Origin of the sequence: Calothrix sp. UHCC 0171, from assembly GCF_034931845.1 — a bacterium.
Taxonomy (GTDB): domain Bacteria; phylum Cyanobacteriota; class Cyanobacteriia; order Cyanobacteriales; family Nostocaceae; genus Brunnivagina.
The window spans coordinates 67,150-85,457 of the sequence record NZ_JAYGHN010000009.1; the positions used below are offsets into that span (position 1 = coordinate 67,150).

Sequence of the window (18,308 nt, forward strand, 5' to 3'; positions counted from 1 at the left end):
AATTATTTTGGCTCATTACTGTCAAAGTTATCCTCTGTTTCAGCTTCCATATTTTCGTCAGCTTCTTCAGGAAATTCTTCTTCATACTCGCCCATTGACTCTAATTCTACCAATTCCTCTTCTTCAAATTCTTCGTCCTCAAATTCCTCTTCCTCTAAGGCTTGCTCCTCAGCAGCTTGTTGGGCACGGACTGCGGCAAATTTTATATCTTCGCCTTCGCGGTCATACTTCGCTTTATCTTTTATATCTATTTTCCAACCCGTTAGTCGAGCGGCTAACCGAACATTTTGCCCTTCTTTACCAATTGCCAAACTTAATTGGTCTTCGGCAACTAGTACATGTGTTTGACGACTTTCAGGGTCCATGAGGCGTACCTCGTCCACCCGAGCTGGACTCAAAGCATTGGCAATATAGGTTGCGGGATCGGGAGACCAACGAATTACGTCGATTTTCTCGCCTCGTAACTCGTTCACCACAACTTGAATCCGTGATCCCCTGGCTCCAATACAAGCTCCCACGGGGTCTACATCGCGGTCTAAGGTATCAACTGCTATTTTAGTCCGCGGACCAACGTAACGGGAGGGGGGATTTGCTTCCCGGGCAACGGCAACAATCCGCACCACCTCATCTTCGATTTCGGGCACTTCGTTAGCAAATAAATACACTACTAAACCAGCATCGGCGCGGGAAACAAGTAACTGTGGTCCCCGTTGTTGCCCTTGGGAAACTTTTTTTAGATAAACTTTAAATGTCGCATTTGCCCGATAATTATCATTAGGTAGCTGTTCGCGCTTCGGTAGTTCCGCCTCCACTTCCGGCTGCCCAAACCCACTACTAACCGCCAGGATGACTGACTGTCGTTCAAATCGCAGCACTCTTGCCTGCAAAACAGAACTTTCCAAATCTTGGAATTCTTCTTGTACCATTTGCCGTTGTTGATCCCGGAGTTTTTGCGCCAGCACTTGCTTAGTTTGCATTGCCGCCATGCGTCCAAACTCTTCTTTTTTGTCGGGGGTGACATCAAGGACAACTTCCTGTCCTAACTCTGCTCCCTCTCCACCCATATCCTTCACTTGTTCAAGGGAGATTTCATGGTCGGAGTTTTCGACTTGTTCAACAATTGTTTTAGTGGCGACAACACGGAAGCCTTCATCATCAATATCGAGTTGGACATCAAAATTATCAAAATAATCCTCGTCAAATTGCTTACGTTCCAGATTTTGAGCGCGACGGTAGCGTTCGTAACCTTTGAGTAACGCTTCGCGAATGGCAGCTTGTACAGCCGAGCGAGGTAAATTGCGTTCGCGACTAATACTTTCAATTAACTCTTTTAATCCAGATAATTCAATCATTGACATATTTCCAGCTCCTTATAGTGATTTCTTATTGATTTAGAGGTTATTGGGTGGTGGGTAAATTGATTTAGTGGTTAGCTGCTAAAAATAGTTGACTTACAACTAACCCTTCGGGATTAGCAGTACCAACAGAACTGTTTCAGCCCCAAAGGGTTCTTCACTAACTAAAAGAAATTAGCAATCGACAAACTGCCTTCGCCTCAGGCAAAGTCTGGGTAAGGTTAAAGGTGTGTAGTGCGCCAAAGGCAAAAGCCAATTATGTGTGTCACTCAAAACTCACCTATCGACGATACTCCGTTGCGTTAGTTTCCCTTTCTAGGAAGCATTAATCGCGATCGCGATTTCTGATCAATCATTACATTGCTAACTGGACTGAGGTTAACGACGTTCATCCAGTTGAACCTTGGTAACTTGCGATCGCGGAATTTCGACTATACGCCCTTTCTGGTTCAGATAAACTTTTGCCTCATCCCGACGAATTAACTGACCAACCCATTCTTGCTGTCCTTCATAAGCAGGGGAAGTGGAGACAATTGCGGGAAAGCCCTTAAAGGATATGAATTCTCGATCTGTGGTTATTTCTCGAGAAATTCCGGGGCTGGATATTTCCAAAACGTAAGCATCTGGAATTATTTCCGCCGCATCTAGTGAGGCTTCCAAAGCGCGGCTCATCCGCTCGCAATCATTCAAACCAGTGTCTTGCTGGGGATTACGAATATCTACCCGCAAAACTGGCGGACGCTGATTAGTGTGGAAAACTGCACCAACAACTTCTAACCCCAGTTCTTCGGCTACTGGTGTCGCGATTTCAATAATTTGTGGGATTAAAGGATGAGTCATGCGAGAAATTCCAACAAAAAAAGTGGGCGATTACCCACTTCCTGCGATAAGGATATCTTCCAAGAAGTCTTGTGACGAACCTATATAGGTTCGCCTCTTTTTGAGTGTAGCGCATTTCTTCGAGGTCGAGAAGTTAAATTTTGGCAAAAGGGGAAGAGGAAATACGGGGATACTTAACAGGAATTTTTCTGTCTGCCTCTCACTCATTCCTGAACTTCGGTACAATAGCTGTTGATTGAATTGTTGTTTGGATTTTCATTTTTCTGGTTTGTTCGATAATTTGTTCAAGGTCTTCTTGAGATAGACGCTGGACGTAGTTAATTTTTATTTCCTCTAAAAAGTCAAATAATAGGGCTTGGATTTCGCTAATCACGTGTTTTTTTTGCATTTCGCTACCAAGACTTTCGGTAAAGCGCTGGATTAATTGGTTGGCTAGTTTGGCGGAGGTTGAGTCTTTGGCGGTATTAACTATGGCTTTATACAGATTAGTGGCAATTTGAGTGGCGATTTGTTCGCTGAATTGGGTTTGCATTTGATCAACCCCTGGAAGCACTAGCAGATTGCGGTATAAAGGTGATTGTTTGAGAGCGCTATTGATGTTGTGTTGCAAAATCGCAATAATTTCGGGCTGGATTTGGGGAAATACTTGATAAATTATTGTTTGCAGCAAAATTGTCCCCAGGGCTTCGACTTCATTCACGTCGTTGATGTCTATATAATGTCGAAACGTTTCTTTAGGTGATAACCATCGAGTCAGTTCGCCACGTTTGATGGAAACTTGAATTTGGTTGATGACACGCACCACAACTATTTCTGTCAGTTCTTCGGCAAAATTAGAGACAATTCCTCGATGTACCTGCGTGCGGAATAATTGCAATTTGATAATTTTAGCTCTATCAAGTCTAATGACAATGGGAATGATGCGGAGCGATCGCCAGAAGGGAATTATTAGTAAAAAATTATACCAACGCCAGACAATTGCTTCCAACCAGCTAAATTCGGGATGGCGACGTTTGATAAAAAAGCTACGCGCTAATAATTCAGTGCCAAATAATAAGCAAAAGGGTAAGTCTATTAGCCCAAACCAGTCTATGAGTTCGCCATTTTCCCCAATTTGGCGGTAATAGTTGGTGGCAATTAAGGGTTTAATTCTACGGTTAAAAAAGTCTATTTCTTGATTCCAACTCTTTTGCGAGAGATACGGTTGACTCCAAAATCTGGCAAAGGCTGTTTTGGCAGATTTTTCGGTAAGATGATCTCGCATTCTATTTTTGATTTTTTCCAGCGTCCCTGATTTATTTGCACCTGCAAAGGGGTTAGTCTCAATTATTTCTGTACTGAGACGGCGTAGTTCTTCTAACTTGGCTGCCGCCTGTGGTGATTGCAATCCTGTTTGATTTACCTGTTCTTCCAATGCTTTTACCGTTGCTAAATAGCCATCGGTTTCACGATGAGGTTGAATACCCTTGACTGGATCATATAGAGAAATCACCTGAGGAATATTTCGTAAGTAAAAATCCCGCCAAGGAATGTAACTTAAATCAAATAAGACTAAACTAAAATTTACCGTGGCAGTAATTGCCATAAATCTCTCAAACCATAAATGAAGCTGATTAGAACTGTTTCCGCTTGTCATTTGCTTAAATTTTCCGAGCTACTCACACAAATAAGTTGTATTGTTTTTGACAATGTTTGACAAATATATATTCCTTATTGAAGATATGTCTCATGGGAGATGACAATCAAAAGTGATGAGAAAATTTTTAATTTAAATTAACATAATCAAAAATCATCAAAAATCATCAATAATCAATAGATTAAAGACGTTAAATAAAACGTTGGTTGAACTGCCCATATCTAAAAACTTTGCAGAGCAATCAACTTGACGATAAAAGCAGTTTGTCGCGATCGCGTAAATCCAAATCATTTTTTAACGTCTGGAAATTGAGTAATTGAGAGTCATTCCAGCCATTTATACAGCTATTTAGCCAAGAATTTAATCACGAGGAGTTTTGATTATGTGGTGTAGGTTAGGAAAATCAAGTTTGAGTATAGCCACAGTCTGTGTTGTCACTGCAACTATTGTCATATCTAATACCGTAGATGCACAACAACAAGAACGAGTTTATTCACCACAACAATTTCGGGCAGTGTTACGGGGATTAGGTTATCAAGTCAAGGTTTCTAACGCAGCTTTAACTGATGCTGAAACAAAAAAAGCCATTACAGAATTCCAAACAGGGTATAAGTTAAAACCTGTTGATGGCATAGCTGGATCAAAAACACAAAACTTCGCTGCTAATATTGTCAGAATTTTGCAGGCGAATTTAAACGTTGTCATCAAGCCAAATCCACCTTTACCTCGTGACCAATTTTATGGTAATCGCACTGAAACTGCGGTTAAAGAGTTTCAAAAGAAATTTCAACTTGAAGAAACAGGAATTGCTGATTTAGCCCTTCGCCAAAAGTTAGATCAAGAAGCGAAAAATATTTTAGGGAAGCAACCAGCTCCGACGACGACACCAGCTAAACCAACTAGGAAAAAACCAGCAAAACCCACCCCAACACCGACACCAACTGCAACGGAAACACCAACGGAAAAACCCACCCCAACACCGACACCAACTGCAACGGAAACACCAACAGAAAAACCCACTCCAACACCGACACCAGAATCGAAAAAATAAGAATTTAGGAGAGGGGAGAGACGAAGAAAGTCGAAAATCAGAAGCCTTCTTCGTCTGCTAAGACTTTACCCCAGCCCATCTTCACATAATTTTCTATAAAATTTGTCCAGTTTCCTCCATTGGTCTACCTTTGGGAACTGGTAAAATTGGGCGACGATCATCGTAGGGCATAGGAATATACTGTACGCTTGGTCGTCCACCTTGGGGTTGGGGGTACAAATCCATCAAATCGTAAATTGAGCGGGGAAGTCCCACTGTGACAGGTAAACCCATTTCCGTGGCTTCTTCGACGGTGATAGGATAATCGTGCGTCACACGTCCAGTTGTCAGTGCGTCAATAATGCCTTCAATATTTTCAGGTAAAACTTTTTGTTTCGGTATTGAATCTTTGAGTAGCGTCCGCACAAATCTTTGCACTTGTTGAATGGCTTTACGCGATATATCTGCCATAATCAGGGTTTGGTCATCAACTTCCGCAATTGGCTTATCTTCGACAACTTTAATAATACTAGCGGCAGGAAAATTACCTAATTGGGGATCAACAGGTCCTAAAACTGCATTTGCATCCATGACGATTTCATCTGATGCCAGGGCTAGCATTGTCCCACCACTCATGGCGTAGTGGGGTACAAAGACGGTGACTTTAGCTGTGTGGCGAATTAATGCTCTAGCAATTTGTTCGGTTGCTAAAACTAAGCCTCCGGGGGTATGTAAAATCAGATCGATGGGAACATCGGGTGGGGTAAGGCGAATTGCCCGCAGTATTTGTTCTGAGTCTTCAATAGTTATATAACGTGAGATGGGGATACCCAATAAGCTGATGGACTCTTGACGGTGAATGAGTAAAATCACCCTGCTGTTGCGTTCCTGCTGGAATTGTTGGAGAGAACGGAAACGCTTAAATTCGACTTGTCGGCGTTGCCATATTGGTTGCAGCGAGGAAAGCAAGAGAAAAATCCAGAATAAGTCACCGATGCCAAAGCCCATGATTTTAGTTTTTGATAGATAGAAGTTTCCATGATTAATTGTGGCAATTTTCGCGCGATCGCATTTCTATCTACAGGCTGAAGGGAAAGTATAATTTTGCAGAATTACAGCAATAAAAGCCAGTTTTCAGCTTTTTCAAACTCTCTATCTGCACGATATGAAATGATTTAAAGTTTTCCTAATTACCTTGGCAAATACAATATGAAAGTGAATTGAGGTTGATTTTTTCACAATATTCCACAATTTGCACCAGTTTTCCGAAATCATTGATACTCATACTGAAGCTTAATTCAACACAAACAATTTAGCTGAAATTATCTAATTAACTTCAAAAAGAGCACAACAATGGCATTATCTATACCAGTAAAATTCTATTTTTCCAAAAGTATCAAATTCACATTCAAGAGTGTGGGAATATTCACATTATTAGCGCTGCCTACAATAGTACATTTACAACCTTCAGTAGCTCAGAGCGCTCCCCAAACTCAACAAGCAAGTATCAATCTTAGTTGTGGTAATAATTTATTTGCCAAAGCCTTTACGAATAATCATACTGTGCAGATTTGTAACTCTGGCAACGAGAAATACAGCATGATTATACAATCGGGTTCTACAGGGAGAAGTCTCGCTACAAATCCTGTAGATGATGGACATAATGTGTTTGTCGCTAAAGCTGGAACCACTACCTATAATCTGAATATGAGTCAAAGAAAGTTAACCATAGTCAGTCGTGTCACGATTCGCAAAAAACCTATAGGTATTCCTCAATATAGAACTGTAACAACGGTTGAAGATATTACAGCTTTAATGATGTCCTAGAGCAAATTTCCCTAGACTAAATTCCATCAATAAACTAACAGATTCCCGTAAATTAATTTATGGGAGTTTATTTTATACCGATTCAAAAAATGTTTGCAATACATCCAGAATATGAGACGCGATATATTGCGTCTCCACAAAATTTATCTGTCGCATTCTTTTTCAAATTGGTATTAAATTTTGGATTCTGAAATTTGACTTAAATATATCTGGAAATAATTTCGTTACTTTAGATACACTGGTAGCGTGAAGTGGAACCAGGCTCCATTCATTGGGGAAACTTCAACCCAGATTTGACCATAGTGGGCACGAATGATACGCTGACATAAACACAGACCAATGCCGTATCCTTCTTTACCTTCATCCCGTTCAAGGCGGTAATGATTTTCAAAGATGCGATCGCGATTTTCTTCGGGAATACCTGGACCACTATCACCAATACTAAATTGCACTTTTTGGCTGGTGCGGTGGAGTCCAGAAACAATAATACTTCCTCCTTCGGGAGTATATTTGATGGCATTATCAAGGAGGTTGATGATAACTTGGCGAATGCGTTCCGGGTCAGCATAAACCAAAGGTAAATCCTTAGGAATGTCTTTTGCAATTGCCAAGGACTTGAGCGAAATGCGATCGCGTAATTCTTCCAGCAATTCTTGAAAAAGGTTTCCTAGCTCAATTTTTTGGGGGTGGATACGAAAGTCACTGTCAGTGCTGCGTGCAACCTGCAACAAGTCGGTAATCATCCGGTCAATAATTTTAGTTTGGTTGCGTGCTTGTTGAAACAGACGTGTGGTTAATTTTGGGGTTAAACGCTCGAATTCCCCCTTTTCGACATTGTAGTTAGATTGTAGGGTTTCCAGGGCAATAGATGCCGCAGTCAGGGGGTTACGAAGGTCGTGAGCCAGCATTCCAATTACTCTGTCTTTAAATTGGAGTTGTTCTTCCAATTTTTCTTTTTCTTGATTGATGCGAAAAATCTCATCGGAAAGGCGAATTAACTCTGCGGAAGCGGCAACCGATTGAATGGAAGTATTTTGTATGGGGGCGCTACCGTTTCTCTCGTCGTGGAAGTCATTTTGCAATTCGGCTTGTAATCGTATGTAGCCTTCAACAGCAACTTGCCAACGTGCCCACCAATTTTTTAGCTGCGAAATAATATTGCTACCAGCAAGGACTTGTCTGGGTTCGGGATGAATTTTAATCAGCGCTGGTGTCGCCACCAATTTAAAGTGTTCCGCCAAATAGGGTTGTTGTCCAACATCGACAACCTGAAGCTCAAACTTGTACTCAGCCTGTAATTCATCTAGATATGACTGTATTCGCTGTACCTGCTGGCGAGATTTCGGGCGATCGTCAACAAATAGTAACAGTTGGAGTGGTGCTTCTGAATATATCGGCTGGTCGGTGAAAGCTTGCATGTAGTTGTGTTGTAGCACTGATAACGAACCAACGACGCTTTTGTTGGCACTCAATTTACTAGTAGGCGGTTGTCGATAATGTGGTCACTTGTTTAGTTCATTGTTTATAAATTTAATATCTATTTTAGATTTTTCATACTCCTATACGATCGCGGATTTTAAATGAAATACTTTTTTTTCAGTCTTTTAGTACCTGTTTACGTGGTTACGGCTACAAATCCCAGCTTGGCGGGTGATTATAAGTCGCCATCTTCGACGATGCCAAATTCTGCGTCAAGTCCGAGTGGTGGTTTTGATACGGCTGTAGAAAAATTGTTACAGGAACAAATTAATTTAGTTGCACGGATAGAACGGGCACTGGCTCAACCTGATCCAAATCGGGTTCGTTCTGCCAACGGTCAAATTTTTGTCCAAGCTCAAGCGATCGCAGCTTTTGGCAAACGCCAAGACCCGAATTTCCCCGCGACTTGTAACTCCCTCGGAAATACAAGTGTCAATTCGGACATCACACAATCTCCTACCTATTGCTCTTTATATGCATCCAGTCAGGAATTGTTAAAAATGTCGCCAATATTAGATCGTATCTTATCGCGACGTGGCGAATCCGCTTTGGTACGTGAATTACCGCTTGTGAGTGGGGAACGAAAATTAGACTCGGTGCTGGCGATATCATCAGTGGAACGTCCTCGCCTAGGAAAGAAAGCTACACCCTTTGCCATTCAAGAGCCGAACTTACCTCCATCACCAGCAGCAGTTATTGGTCAACCAACAAAGAAACCTCTAGTTAACTATTCTCAACCAATTCAAGCTGCGATCGCTATTCCCCAAGAAGCGACAGTTATTTTAGAAACCGCAGAGAAATATATTGCTCAGGCAAAAGCTGGATTTCCACAAGGTAGCAAATTTCACAACCCTAGAGAAACAGCAGCCGCACTGGACAAGTTTGCTTATGATATTGATCCCCAAGAACCGCAAACCTACGCAAAGTTTTTAGCATTGCCAAAGACAGGAATTTTTCGGGTTCTGCCATATGCAGCTTACCAGCGTCCCCTCAATCAGCTTGAGAATCGACTGTTACAAACCGTCGGAGAACGTTATCCTTTCCCTTCTTTAGCAGAAACACAAGATGGATTTACTCCCAATTTAGCACTTCAATTGGTTGGAGAACGTTTCCAAATCTTATCATCGGGAGCAGACCGCTATTTTATGACTGATTTGGGCAATATCCCCATCGAAAAATTAGACGCTAACCTAAAAACTGTCACCCCAAATATCCGCGAAGCATTTCTAAATTACCAACCACCCAAACTTTTCCATGTCTTACAAGCAGAGCAAAGACAACTAATTGCCGACAAAAACAAAAATAATTTGCTCTCAGCCACAGTTCCCGTCAGACTAAATCATACATATTTAGTGCGATCGCTCCAATTTCAATTACCCGAAGTTATCTTAAATGGCAAACAACTCACATCCAAGGAACGATTGCAAATTGACGAATTACTCAAAATCCCCAGCAGTGACAACATTATTGCTTTTCGTCCAGTTCGCCAGCGCTCAGATGGTAGCTACACTATTCTCTGGCGCGTCGTTAAGGAATTAAGCGCACCACAAATCGACGATTTAGAAGCGTACTTGCAGTATTAGCAGTGGTTCCCATTGTTCTCAATATTCGGTAAAAATAAATTGAACAATGTAGTGGGGAGAGGAGTTTCTGGGGAGATGTTCTTTACGGAAAACTCCGGGGCATCTTGCCCACTTTTGGGAAATAGCAAGCGAGACACTTGCGCTACTTATTTTTACATGATTTCCCAATGCAGTTAATAAATATTGACTTGTGTACAGTGTAGCTTCTCTGCGCTAGGGTAGAAATTGGTACTAAAATTGCTAATTCCCGTGTTGTATCGCAAACGTCCATTTGTCTTTCTGTGTTTGGCAGTTATTCTGACAACCCTAACTGCTTGCGCTAATAATCCATCTGCTAAAGATTGGGAACAGTCTTTGGCAGCTGATCCGCGTTTGAAAGATAATCCATTGGGTTTGGGTACAAACCAGGTAAACCCAACTCCAGAAGCAAAAGCGACAATTCAACTACCTGCTGATTTCCCCAAAGATATTGTCTACGCAAATGCCCAACTACAGGAAATTAGCCCAGGTACAGAAAACCAAGTATTGACACGTTGGGATAGTGCCGATCCGAGTAATATTATTGCTAGTTTCTACCGCACTCAATTTCAAGCTGGGAATTGGCAAATTACACAACAGCCAACAGATGATACTGAGGGTAGATTTGTAGCCACAAAAGATAAATTATTAGTTCAAGTATCGATTCAACCAAAGTCGGTGACAAACGTTGCACCCAACCAACCACAAACATCAACAGAATTGCGGATTGATTATTCGCCGAATGGTACAGCTTTTGCGCCTACCCCACAAATAACAGAAACTCCCCTAGCCACAAATACAAATACTGCTAGTAATCTTCCTCAACCAGGCAATCCAGAATTTATTGGTCCAGTTCCCCAGGAAACTCCAATTGCAGTCACTTCTCCCCCCGCAAATATCTCCGTCGCTACCACCACAAATCCGCAGCAATACAGCGATATTAACAAAGCCTCACAACAGTTACAGCAATACATTCAAGATTTAGCAGCTTTAGGAGTTTTACCAGTTACAGCGAAAAATTCTCCATCCAATAATAGCTCCGCAAAGAATAATGCGATCGCGCCTAACAACCTATTTGAACCAGGTAAAATTATTACTCGACGCGAATATGCTGGTTGGTTAGTAGCTGCAAATAACGCCATGTATGCCAATAATCCCGCTAAACAGATTCGTTTGGCTGCGGAAACTACGCAACCTGCATTTAGTGATGTGCCCAAAAACAACCCTGACTTCCCTGTAATTCAAGGACTCGCCGAAGCTGGTTTAATTCCCAGTCCTTTATCTGGTGATGCTACGGAAGTGATATTTCGTCCCGATGCACCATTAACACGGGAACAATTAATTTTGTGGAAGTTGCCACTCGATACTCGTCAAGCCCTGCCTACTGCCAATTTAGAAGCAGTGAAGCAAACTTGGGGGTTTCAAGATGCTGGAAAAATTGACCCTAAAGCTTTACGGGCTGTTTTAGCCGATTTTCAAAACGGTGAGCAATCAAATATACGTCGTGTATTCGGTTATACAACACTTTTTCAACCGAAGAAACCTGTAAATCGCGCAGAAGCCGCAGCAGCTTTGTGGTACTTCGGTACACAGGGTGATGGTGTTTCGGCTACCGATGCATTGAAGTTGAAAGGTAAGTAGGTTGGATGCAGTGAATTTAGCTACTTCTTAATTAAAAACACTAGTTTTAATAAGAGTCCATAAAGATAAGTATTTAACACGCATAAAGTAATATTATTTTTAGTAATTTATGCCATTATCTTAGTAAGATTACGCAACACACCTTATAAACTACTACCTTATTATTGAATTTTGCCATCAACACGATAAATAAACTGATATCTGTGTGTATTCCCTTGGGCTAGGGGATTCCCATGAATATCGAGATTTCCGCAGTTTCCAAAAAAGTATGTACACAAATCTAAAAATTAGGAACAAATAGATGAAAAAGCAACTATTAGCGGCAGGAATCATAGCTTTCTCAATCTCTTTACCTTCAAAAGCCTCTGCGGCAAGTTTTACCCAGTCTTACATATTCGGAGATAGTCTTTCTGATATTGGTAGAGCATTTGACATTACTGAAACTCTGACAGGTACGGGAATACCCCCAAAACCATATTATTCCAATGGTCGTTTTTCTAACGGTCCTGTTTGGGTAGAATACTTATCTTCAAACTTCGGCTCAAAGAAAACTAATTATGCAATAGGTGGCGCAAATACGGGAGATACAAATACTCTAATCCCAGGAAATCCTCTCAACTTACCGGGATTAGCCCAACAAGTTCAGGAATTCAAAGCCACCAATGCCAAGGCTGATGAAAATGCACTTTACATTCTCTGGGCTGGTGCTAACGATTATCTTGGTGGTGGACAGACAAATCCTGGCATCCCCGTTGATAATATTAAAAATGCAGTAGCATCACTGGCAGAATTGGGTGCTAAAAATTTTCTAGTAGCTAATTTACCAAACTTAGGGCAACTCCCTGGTACTCTTGCTCAGGGTGATGCGGTTTCTGCTGGACTCAACACCTTGACAGGATTGCATAATTCTGGTTTGAATTCAAGCTTGAAAACATTGAGCCAGGAAAAAGAATTAAAAATTCGTTTTTTAGATATTAATGGATTATTCTCTCAAGTCATTCCCAGAGGTGATTTCACAAATGTAACAGAGCCTTGTTTAAACTTAGTGGCTCAAACAATTTGTAGTGAACCCCAGCAGTATCTATTTTGGGATAATATTCATCCGACAACGCGCGCACATGCGATTATTGCCAGTGCTGCCAGTACCGCGATTCCTGAACCATCGGTTGGATTGGGAGTTTTTGCACTTGCGACTCTAGCAGTAACCAGAAAACTCAAGCGCAAACAAACTCAGAAAAGAATTGCAATGGGCAAAGTTTAATGTAATAGTTGATTTTTAATTTTTGAGTGTTAATACTTAAGTTAACAAATCTGGTTGTTGTCTAACAATCAGTTCATATAAAGGTTGGAAACTAAACCAACCCATATAGGGAGAACCTACTTGGTGGCGTGCTAAAGTTGCCGAATCGTGATTAATTAATTGTGGTTTACCAGCAGCTTCCGCGAGTAACTGTGCTTGGCAATTGCGTTCCATGGAAATAAACCACCAAGCAGCCTCATCTACCGTTTTCCCCACTGTGAGTAAGCCGTGATTTCTGAGAATTGCGGCTTTATTATTACCTAATGCGGCGGCAATGCGATCGCCTTCTTCCGCTTGTAACACAACTCCAGTATAATCATCGAAAAGACCGTGGTCTTGGTAAAAAGCACAGGCATCCTGACTTAGTGGCTCCAATAAACGACCCAAACTCGACCAGCTTTTGCCGTAAATCGAATGGGTATGGGCAGCAGCAACAATATCGGGACGGGATGCATGAATGCGGGAATGAATCGCAAATGCGGCTTCGTTAACTGGATGATTTCCTTCGACAACTTCACCTTGATGGTTAACGCGAATTAAGTCACTAGCCCGAATCATGCCAAAATGCATTCCGAACGGGTTTACCCAAAAACTATCCAAATATTCTGGATCGCGGGCTGTAATATGTCCAGCAACACCGTCATCAAAACCATATTTAGAGAATAAGCGAAGTGCCGCAGCCAGACGTTGTTTACGATGCACCCGTTCTTCTATCGGAGACGCAAAAGATGGCTGCTGGGGAAGTATAGGTCTAACACGTGATGGTATGTGCATTGGAATTTAATTGGTAATGGTAAGGGTGGGGTAAGTCGTAATTAGAAGTTAGGAATATTGCAAAACACTGCCTTTAACAACAGCAAATTGTTTTTTAATTCAACCCTGAATATTTAGATAATGCTTTTTATTTAGTATAGTTCTCGCCAAGGCATAAAGTTAGAGGCAATAGGAATTAATTATTTCTAGCGATCGCCAATATTGAAAAATAAAATAAGTAAATTTTTGTAATAATTACCATCCAAAAAAGACAAACAATGCAAACAAAATAGATAAATTTTATCTATCATCCAATAACTAATGTCCAATGCCTGATTATCAAAACAGTAACAATCTATTTCATAGCATTGAGCAGGTGATAAATTTCCCTACAATGAAGCTAGGGACAATAATAATCGTCTTTTTTCAAATTCAGTAATTCCCTACATACCTACGGAAAATTTCATCGTAAATTTTGTAGGTAATCGCTGTTTCTCTGCCGTGTTTACAGGAGTATCGTAACAATATGTTAAAAACCGTTGCTGATGTCATGAGCCACAACCCAGTTGTCGTTCGACGCGAAACTCCACTCAAAGAAGCGATCGCAATTTTGGCAGAAAGACGTATCAGTGGTTTACCCGTCGTAGACGAAAGCGGTAAACTCATTGGTATTATTTCGGAAACAGATTTGATGTGGCAAGAAACAGGCGTAACTCCACCTGCTTACATTATGTTTCTCGATAGTGTTATCTATTTACAAAATCCTGCCACATACGATCGCGATTTACACAAAGCACTTGGGCAAACTGTTGGGGATGTTATGAGTAAAAACCCCATTACTGTTTCTCCTGACAAACCACTACGGGACGCAGCGAGATTAATGCACGATAAAAGCATTCATCGTCTGCCCATACTTGACAGCGAGGGTCAAGTAGTTGGTATTCTCACACGTGGTGATATTATTCGGGCAATGGCTGTTAGTGAGTAATGGCTAATGTTTAATTGTGAGTGGGTAATGTGGTGATGGTTACTTATCTTTACCAATTACCCAATCAACAGGTAGGTTTAATTCAATAAAAAAACCGAAGAGACTGTACTACATTCTCTTGATTGGTTTTGATTCTAACTACGTACTTACCAATACTTACCAATACTTACCAATAACCAAACCACTAAATCAAAACGAATTTAATCAAAAGAGAGAAGTGTGAATGAGTATCACTCCTGAGTCTGTAAGGCAGTTGCTAAGTTCAGAAGATTTGGGCGATCGCTTGCGTGCGGTTAATCAAATTCGAGAATTAGAACCAACAATAGGGTTTGAGTTAATTCAACAGGCAATTAACGATCCGAATACTCGTGTTCGCTACTCAGCAGTGAGCCAAATGGATACCTTAGGCGGACAAGATTTAGACTTATCACTGGAAATACTGCGTCGGATGTTGAAAGACAAAGAACCTGATGTACAAGCAGCAGCAGCAGATTGTTTAGGTGCATTAAAACTTGTGTCTGCATTCGACGACTTACAGCAAATCTATCACAACACTCCTGAATGGATTGTGCAACTGAGTGTCATTGCGACATTAGGAGTTTTAGGAGAACCGCGAGGTTTTGACTTACTTCAAGAAGCACTCTCTTCAGATAATGAGTTAATCAAAATTACCGCAATTAGTTCTTTTGGCGAATTAGGGGATTTACGGGCTGTTTCCTTACTCGCGCCCTACGCGACTAACCCAGACTGGCAGATTCGTCACCGAGTTGTACTGGCATTAAATCACTTAGGTGGCTCCGAAGCCAAATCTTTATTAGAAACCCTCGTGGATGACGAAGTTGAAGTAGTTGCCAGTGAAGCCAAGCGTAACTTGGGTAACTCCTAAATTACTAATTCATTTAATTTAATCAGCATCATTAGTCAAAAACCTAACTCCTTTAGCGAAGTTGGGTTTTTTTAATATTCATAGCAGTCTAATCACTCATCATGAAAAATTCTCTACGTCTATTTATTAGGATATAACTCGGTGTACAATTACTTATCTGATAAAAGAATCGACTCGCAAACATTTTCCACTATTTGAACTGCCACAAAAGCCTTATTTATCAGTATTTTTAGTATTATCTTCTGAATTGAGAATACTGAAACTCACACTTAGCTACAGCAAATATTCAATAAAAGAGTAGTTGCATACTTTAAAAATTTAAAAAAATCATATAAAGTTTTATCTTTTATCAGCAAAAGTATGATGTTGCATACTATTTTTTGTAACTCCACTTGTCAACATACTGCTATCAAATCAAACATAAACTTTAAGTAATTATCCAAATATTGTCTCCAGAATCAAGTTCAAGTAAACCTTGAGAATAAGGGATGACGTTTGCACTTAGGTGGAAATAACATACAAATATGAATCGGAAAAAACACGCAGAACCGATTCCAAAAGCTACTTAAAAAACACCTAAATTTAGATAAGAGGCAACCATGAAAAAAGTTACTTTATCCGCAAAAATCCTCGCAGCAGCTACCGTTGGTTTCAGTGTTATTACTCTCGCTCCCGCAGCCAACGCAGCATCTTTAGTTCCAAATATAGAAGGTGAAGTCAAACTTTTAAATAATGGAGCTTGTTTAACAAATGCAGCAAATTGTATTGATACAAGTCTTTTGGGTTACACAATTGAGAGTCTAGATTACAAAGATGGTTTTGGCAAAAGTTTACTGTTTGCGGATGATAGAAATACTGCTAATACCTATACACAAGGTTCTTTTGAAATTAAATTCTTAGCTGAAGATGAAGGCACAAACCCGGCGCTACATCAAAATTGGTTTCGTCCTGTCGCTGTTGATGAAAATGGTAAACCACTTGAAAATGGTCGTTTAGAAGTTGGTTTATTCGAGTTTGTATTCGACAAAGTTGTTAATGGATTAAATCTAAGTTTCTTTGATGTCGAAACTAGTGGTTTTAGTGGTGTTATTAAAGTGAACGGAATTGCTGTTAACAATCTTTTACCTGGAGGACCTGACAGTAATCTTCAGTACATTACATTAGATGATGTCAAAACACTGCAAATACAACTAGGTCAACCAGGAGTCTTCCCATCGGTTAGAACTGGTGATGGTGTTAGTTTGGCAGTAAGTGTTCCTGAACCTGGAACTATTGTTAGCTTGGGTGCTTTGGCTGTTGCTGGTATGTTCGGTGTACGCAAAGGTAAAAAAGTGAGTCAAGTTGGTTAATATCAACTTTCTCAAAAGTACCTAAAACTATGTACTCAATTGCCCGTAGATGACTATGGCGGGCTTACTAACCAAAACCCGCCTAATCTACTCAGCAATAATTCATAAAATATTTCATTCACATTATCAATAGGAGTAAATTATATTAATTACAAAAAAATCGAATTATATATCTAACTTTTAAATTTTTCATTACAAAAATAAAATCTTCTCGTTTGCACTACACTGGGTAGATTAGAGTTACTAATTGCAGTATTTAGGACTCTTCTCTACCCATTTTTTTTGCCTAATTTTCAGCTTTCAAGAAACTGAGTTTATGAGGAATGGGCTAGCCAAATACTTGTCCCCAGGTGGAGAAAATAAAGACAACAACTGCTGCTAAAGCGAGTAATCCTTGAATGAAGTTACCAACTACACTACCAACGACAATGCCAATACCTGCTTTGATTGATGTTGTCCAGTTTTTACAAAACAAATATTCACCAATTATTGCCCCTAATAAGGGACCAAGTAACATTCCTAATAATGGTCCCCCAAATGGTAGCGTGGGTAATAAACCTAAAAATCCGACTATTAATCCCACGAATGCACCAATTTGTCCCCATTTACTCGCACCTGCTTTTTTTGCACCGATGTAACCAGCAAGAAAGTCAACACCAATACTGAGCAGCAAAACGATGGAGGTGACTATTAGAGGTATGCTAATTGCTGCAAAGGATTTCTGAACGAAACCCCAAATAATAATGGCAATTAAAATCAAGCTGCTGCCAGGAAGTGCGGGTACTACAGCACCAATGACACCAACTACCATGAGAATGATAAGCAACCAGTAGATGATTTGCATAAGGATAAGGGGAAAGGGTAATGGGGAATAGGGGCAGGAATCAATTACTTATGGCTTTTAAGCTACAATCTTTAATTTCTTATTGCGAATCTGTACTTCCTACTCCTGCTTTTAAGCTAACAGTTAATTTATCGGCAATTCCTGCTATCCAGTTTTCATCTTGTTTGGTATAGCTTCGGGGAGCATTTGCACCTAATATCATTGCCCCTTCTGCTCCTAGTGGCTGGCAAATTATGCCTTGTGTATTTTCTGGTAAATAGTCAAATTCTATTTTGCCGGGATATGCTTTTACATCCACTAAATAAACGGGTTTTTGTTTTTCGATTACCCGATTTAAGATTGCACCTGGAGTAACTTGCGATTTTTTGGCTAAGATTCCCCGTCGCAAGATGACTTTACCCTGGTAAACTATAACGATCGCTTTGGTGACGGTATTTAACAGCAACAAACGGGATGCCCAAGCTAATTCTGTTTTCACTGCATCCGGTAAGTCCGATGTGAGTTCAAATCCTTCTTCGCCAATTAATTGCACTGCATCGGGAATTTGCGATCGCACCTGCTGCCACAATAAACCTGTCAAAATTAATAAGGCACTTAAAATAACTCCCAATACATCTGCACGGGATTGGGAATTTGTCAATTCTGGTGTCAAGATTCTATTTATAAATAAAAGTACAGCCCCTAATCCTCCTGTCACTAGAGGTAAACGCCGTAAAACACGATTTGGATCGGATTTCGCCATGGTTAAAATAAGTTAGGAATTAGGAATTATTAGTTAT

The 18,308-nt window shown here is 40.5% G+C and carries 17 protein-coding genes; 8 read left to right on the forward strand and 9 right to left on the reverse strand.

Annotated elements, in window-relative coordinates; genetic code table 11:
- Positions 1-2: 2 nt before the first annotated feature.
- The 4 genes from nusA to VB733_RS09460 all read right to left on the reverse strand — a co-directional run bounded on the left by nusA (position 3) and on the right by VB733_RS09460 (position 4,122).
- Positions 3-1,358, reverse strand: coding sequence for a transcription termination factor NusA (gene nusA / locus VB733_RS09445; RefSeq protein ID WP_323339829.1), 1,356 nt, complete (start codon positions 1,356-1,358; stop codon positions 3-5).
- Between the two features lie 375 nt (positions 1,359-1,733).
- Positions 1,734-2,195 (reverse strand): ribosome maturation factor RimP, encoded by a 462-nt coding sequence (gene rimP, locus VB733_RS09450; RefSeq protein ID WP_323339830.1) that lies wholly within the window; start codon positions 2,193-2,195, stop codon positions 1,734-1,736.
- 199 nt (positions 2,196-2,394) lie between these two features.
- Positions 2,395-3,831 carry a hypothetical protein gene (locus VB733_RS09455; RefSeq protein ID WP_323339831.1) on the reverse strand — a complete coding sequence of 479 codons (1,437 nt, stop codon included), beginning with the start codon at positions 3,829-3,831 and terminating at the stop codon, positions 2,395-2,397.
- Between the two features lie 156 nt (positions 3,832-3,987).
- Positions 3,988-4,122: a hypothetical protein gene (locus tag VB733_RS09460; protein ID WP_323339832.1), complete on the reverse strand. Its 135-nt coding sequence runs from the start codon at positions 4,120-4,122 to the stop codon at positions 3,988-3,990.
- A gap of 91 nt (positions 4,123-4,213) precedes the next feature.
- On the opposite strand from VB733_RS09460, the gene VB733_RS09465 reads away from it, so the two are divergent.
- Entirely contained in the window at positions 4,214-4,882 is a 669-nt protein-coding gene (locus tag VB733_RS09465; RefSeq protein ID WP_323339833.1) for a peptidoglycan-binding domain-containing protein, read from the forward strand.
- Positions 4,883-4,975: 93 nt separating this feature from the next.
- On the opposite strand, the gene VB733_RS09470 is transcribed toward VB733_RS09465, so the two are convergent.
- Entirely contained in the window at positions 4,976-5,869 is an 894-nt protein-coding gene (locus VB733_RS09470) for an SDH family Clp fold serine proteinase (RefSeq protein ID WP_323339834.1), read from the reverse strand.
- Between the two features lie 408 nt (positions 5,870-6,277).
- Here VB733_RS09470 and VB733_RS09475 point away from each other — a divergent pair, with 408 nt between their 5' ends.
- A complete protein-coding gene (locus VB733_RS09475) occupies positions 6,278-6,688 on the forward strand; it encodes a hypothetical protein (RefSeq protein WP_323339835.1) in 411 nt (136 codons plus the stop codon).
- A 224-nt stretch (positions 6,689-6,912) separates the two neighbouring features.
- On the opposite strand, the gene VB733_RS09480 is transcribed toward VB733_RS09475, so the two are convergent.
- A complete protein-coding gene (locus VB733_RS09480) occupies positions 6,913-8,106 on the reverse strand; it encodes a histidine kinase (protein ID WP_323339910.1) in 1,194 nt (397 codons plus the stop codon).
- A 162-nt stretch (positions 8,107-8,268) separates the two neighbouring features.
- Between VB733_RS09480 and VB733_RS09485 the strand changes: the two genes are divergently transcribed.
- The 3 genes from VB733_RS09485 (at position 8,269) to VB733_RS09495 (ending at position 12,670) form a co-directional block, all read left to right on the forward strand.
- Positions 8,269-9,750: a hypothetical protein gene (locus VB733_RS09485; RefSeq protein ID WP_323339836.1), complete on the forward strand. Its 1,482-nt coding sequence runs from the start codon at positions 8,269-8,271 to the stop codon at positions 9,748-9,750.
- Between the two features lie 249 nt (positions 9,751-9,999).
- The gene (locus VB733_RS09490; RefSeq protein WP_323339911.1) at positions 10,000-11,409 is read left to right on the forward strand and encodes an S-layer homology domain-containing protein; all 1,410 of its coding nucleotides are present in this window, start codon (positions 10,000-10,002) and stop codon (positions 11,407-11,409) included.
- 301 nt (positions 11,410-11,710) lie between these two features.
- On the forward strand, positions 11,711-12,670 hold the full coding sequence (locus VB733_RS09495) for an SGNH/GDSL hydrolase family protein (RefSeq protein ID WP_323339837.1): 960 nt from the start codon (positions 11,711-11,713) through the stop codon (positions 12,668-12,670).
- 36 nt (positions 12,671-12,706) lie between these two features.
- Here the strand turns inward: VB733_RS09495 and VB733_RS09500 are convergent, their stop codons facing one another.
- Entirely contained in the window at positions 12,707-13,483 is a 777-nt protein-coding gene (locus VB733_RS09500) for a class II aldolase/adducin family protein (RefSeq protein WP_323339838.1), read from the reverse strand.
- 505 nt (positions 13,484-13,988) lie between these two features.
- Between VB733_RS09500 and VB733_RS09505 the strand changes: the two genes are divergently transcribed.
- From VB733_RS09505 to VB733_RS09515, 3 genes are all read left to right on the forward strand, one after another.
- Positions 13,989-14,450, forward strand: a complete 462-nt coding sequence (locus tag VB733_RS09505) for a CBS domain-containing protein (protein ID WP_323339839.1) — start codon at positions 13,989-13,991, stop codon at positions 14,448-14,450.
- Positions 14,451-14,673: 223 nt separating this feature from the next.
- The gene (gene nblB / locus VB733_RS09510; protein ID WP_323339840.1) at positions 14,674-15,336 is read left to right on the forward strand and encodes a phycobilisome degradation protein NblB; all 663 of its coding nucleotides are present in this window, start codon (positions 14,674-14,676) and stop codon (positions 15,334-15,336) included.
- Between the two features lie 599 nt (positions 15,337-15,935).
- Positions 15,936-16,685, forward strand: coding sequence for an LEVG family PEP-CTERM protein (locus tag VB733_RS09515; protein ID WP_323339841.1), 750 nt, complete (start codon positions 15,936-15,938; stop codon positions 16,683-16,685).
- A gap of 328 nt (positions 16,686-17,013) precedes the next feature.
- Here VB733_RS09515 and VB733_RS09520 read toward each other — a convergent pair whose 3' ends face one another.
- Both VB733_RS09520 and VB733_RS09525 read right to left on the reverse strand, forming a co-directional pair.
- A complete protein-coding gene (locus VB733_RS09520) occupies positions 17,014-17,529 on the reverse strand; it encodes a DUF456 domain-containing protein (RefSeq protein ID WP_323339842.1) in 516 nt (171 codons plus the stop codon).
- A gap of 79 nt (positions 17,530-17,608) precedes the next feature.
- On the reverse strand, positions 17,609-18,271 hold the full coding sequence (locus tag VB733_RS09525; RefSeq protein ID WP_323339843.1) for a cofactor assembly of complex C subunit B: 663 nt from the start codon (positions 18,269-18,271) through the stop codon (positions 17,609-17,611).
- Positions 18,272-18,308: the final 37 nt, after the last annotated feature.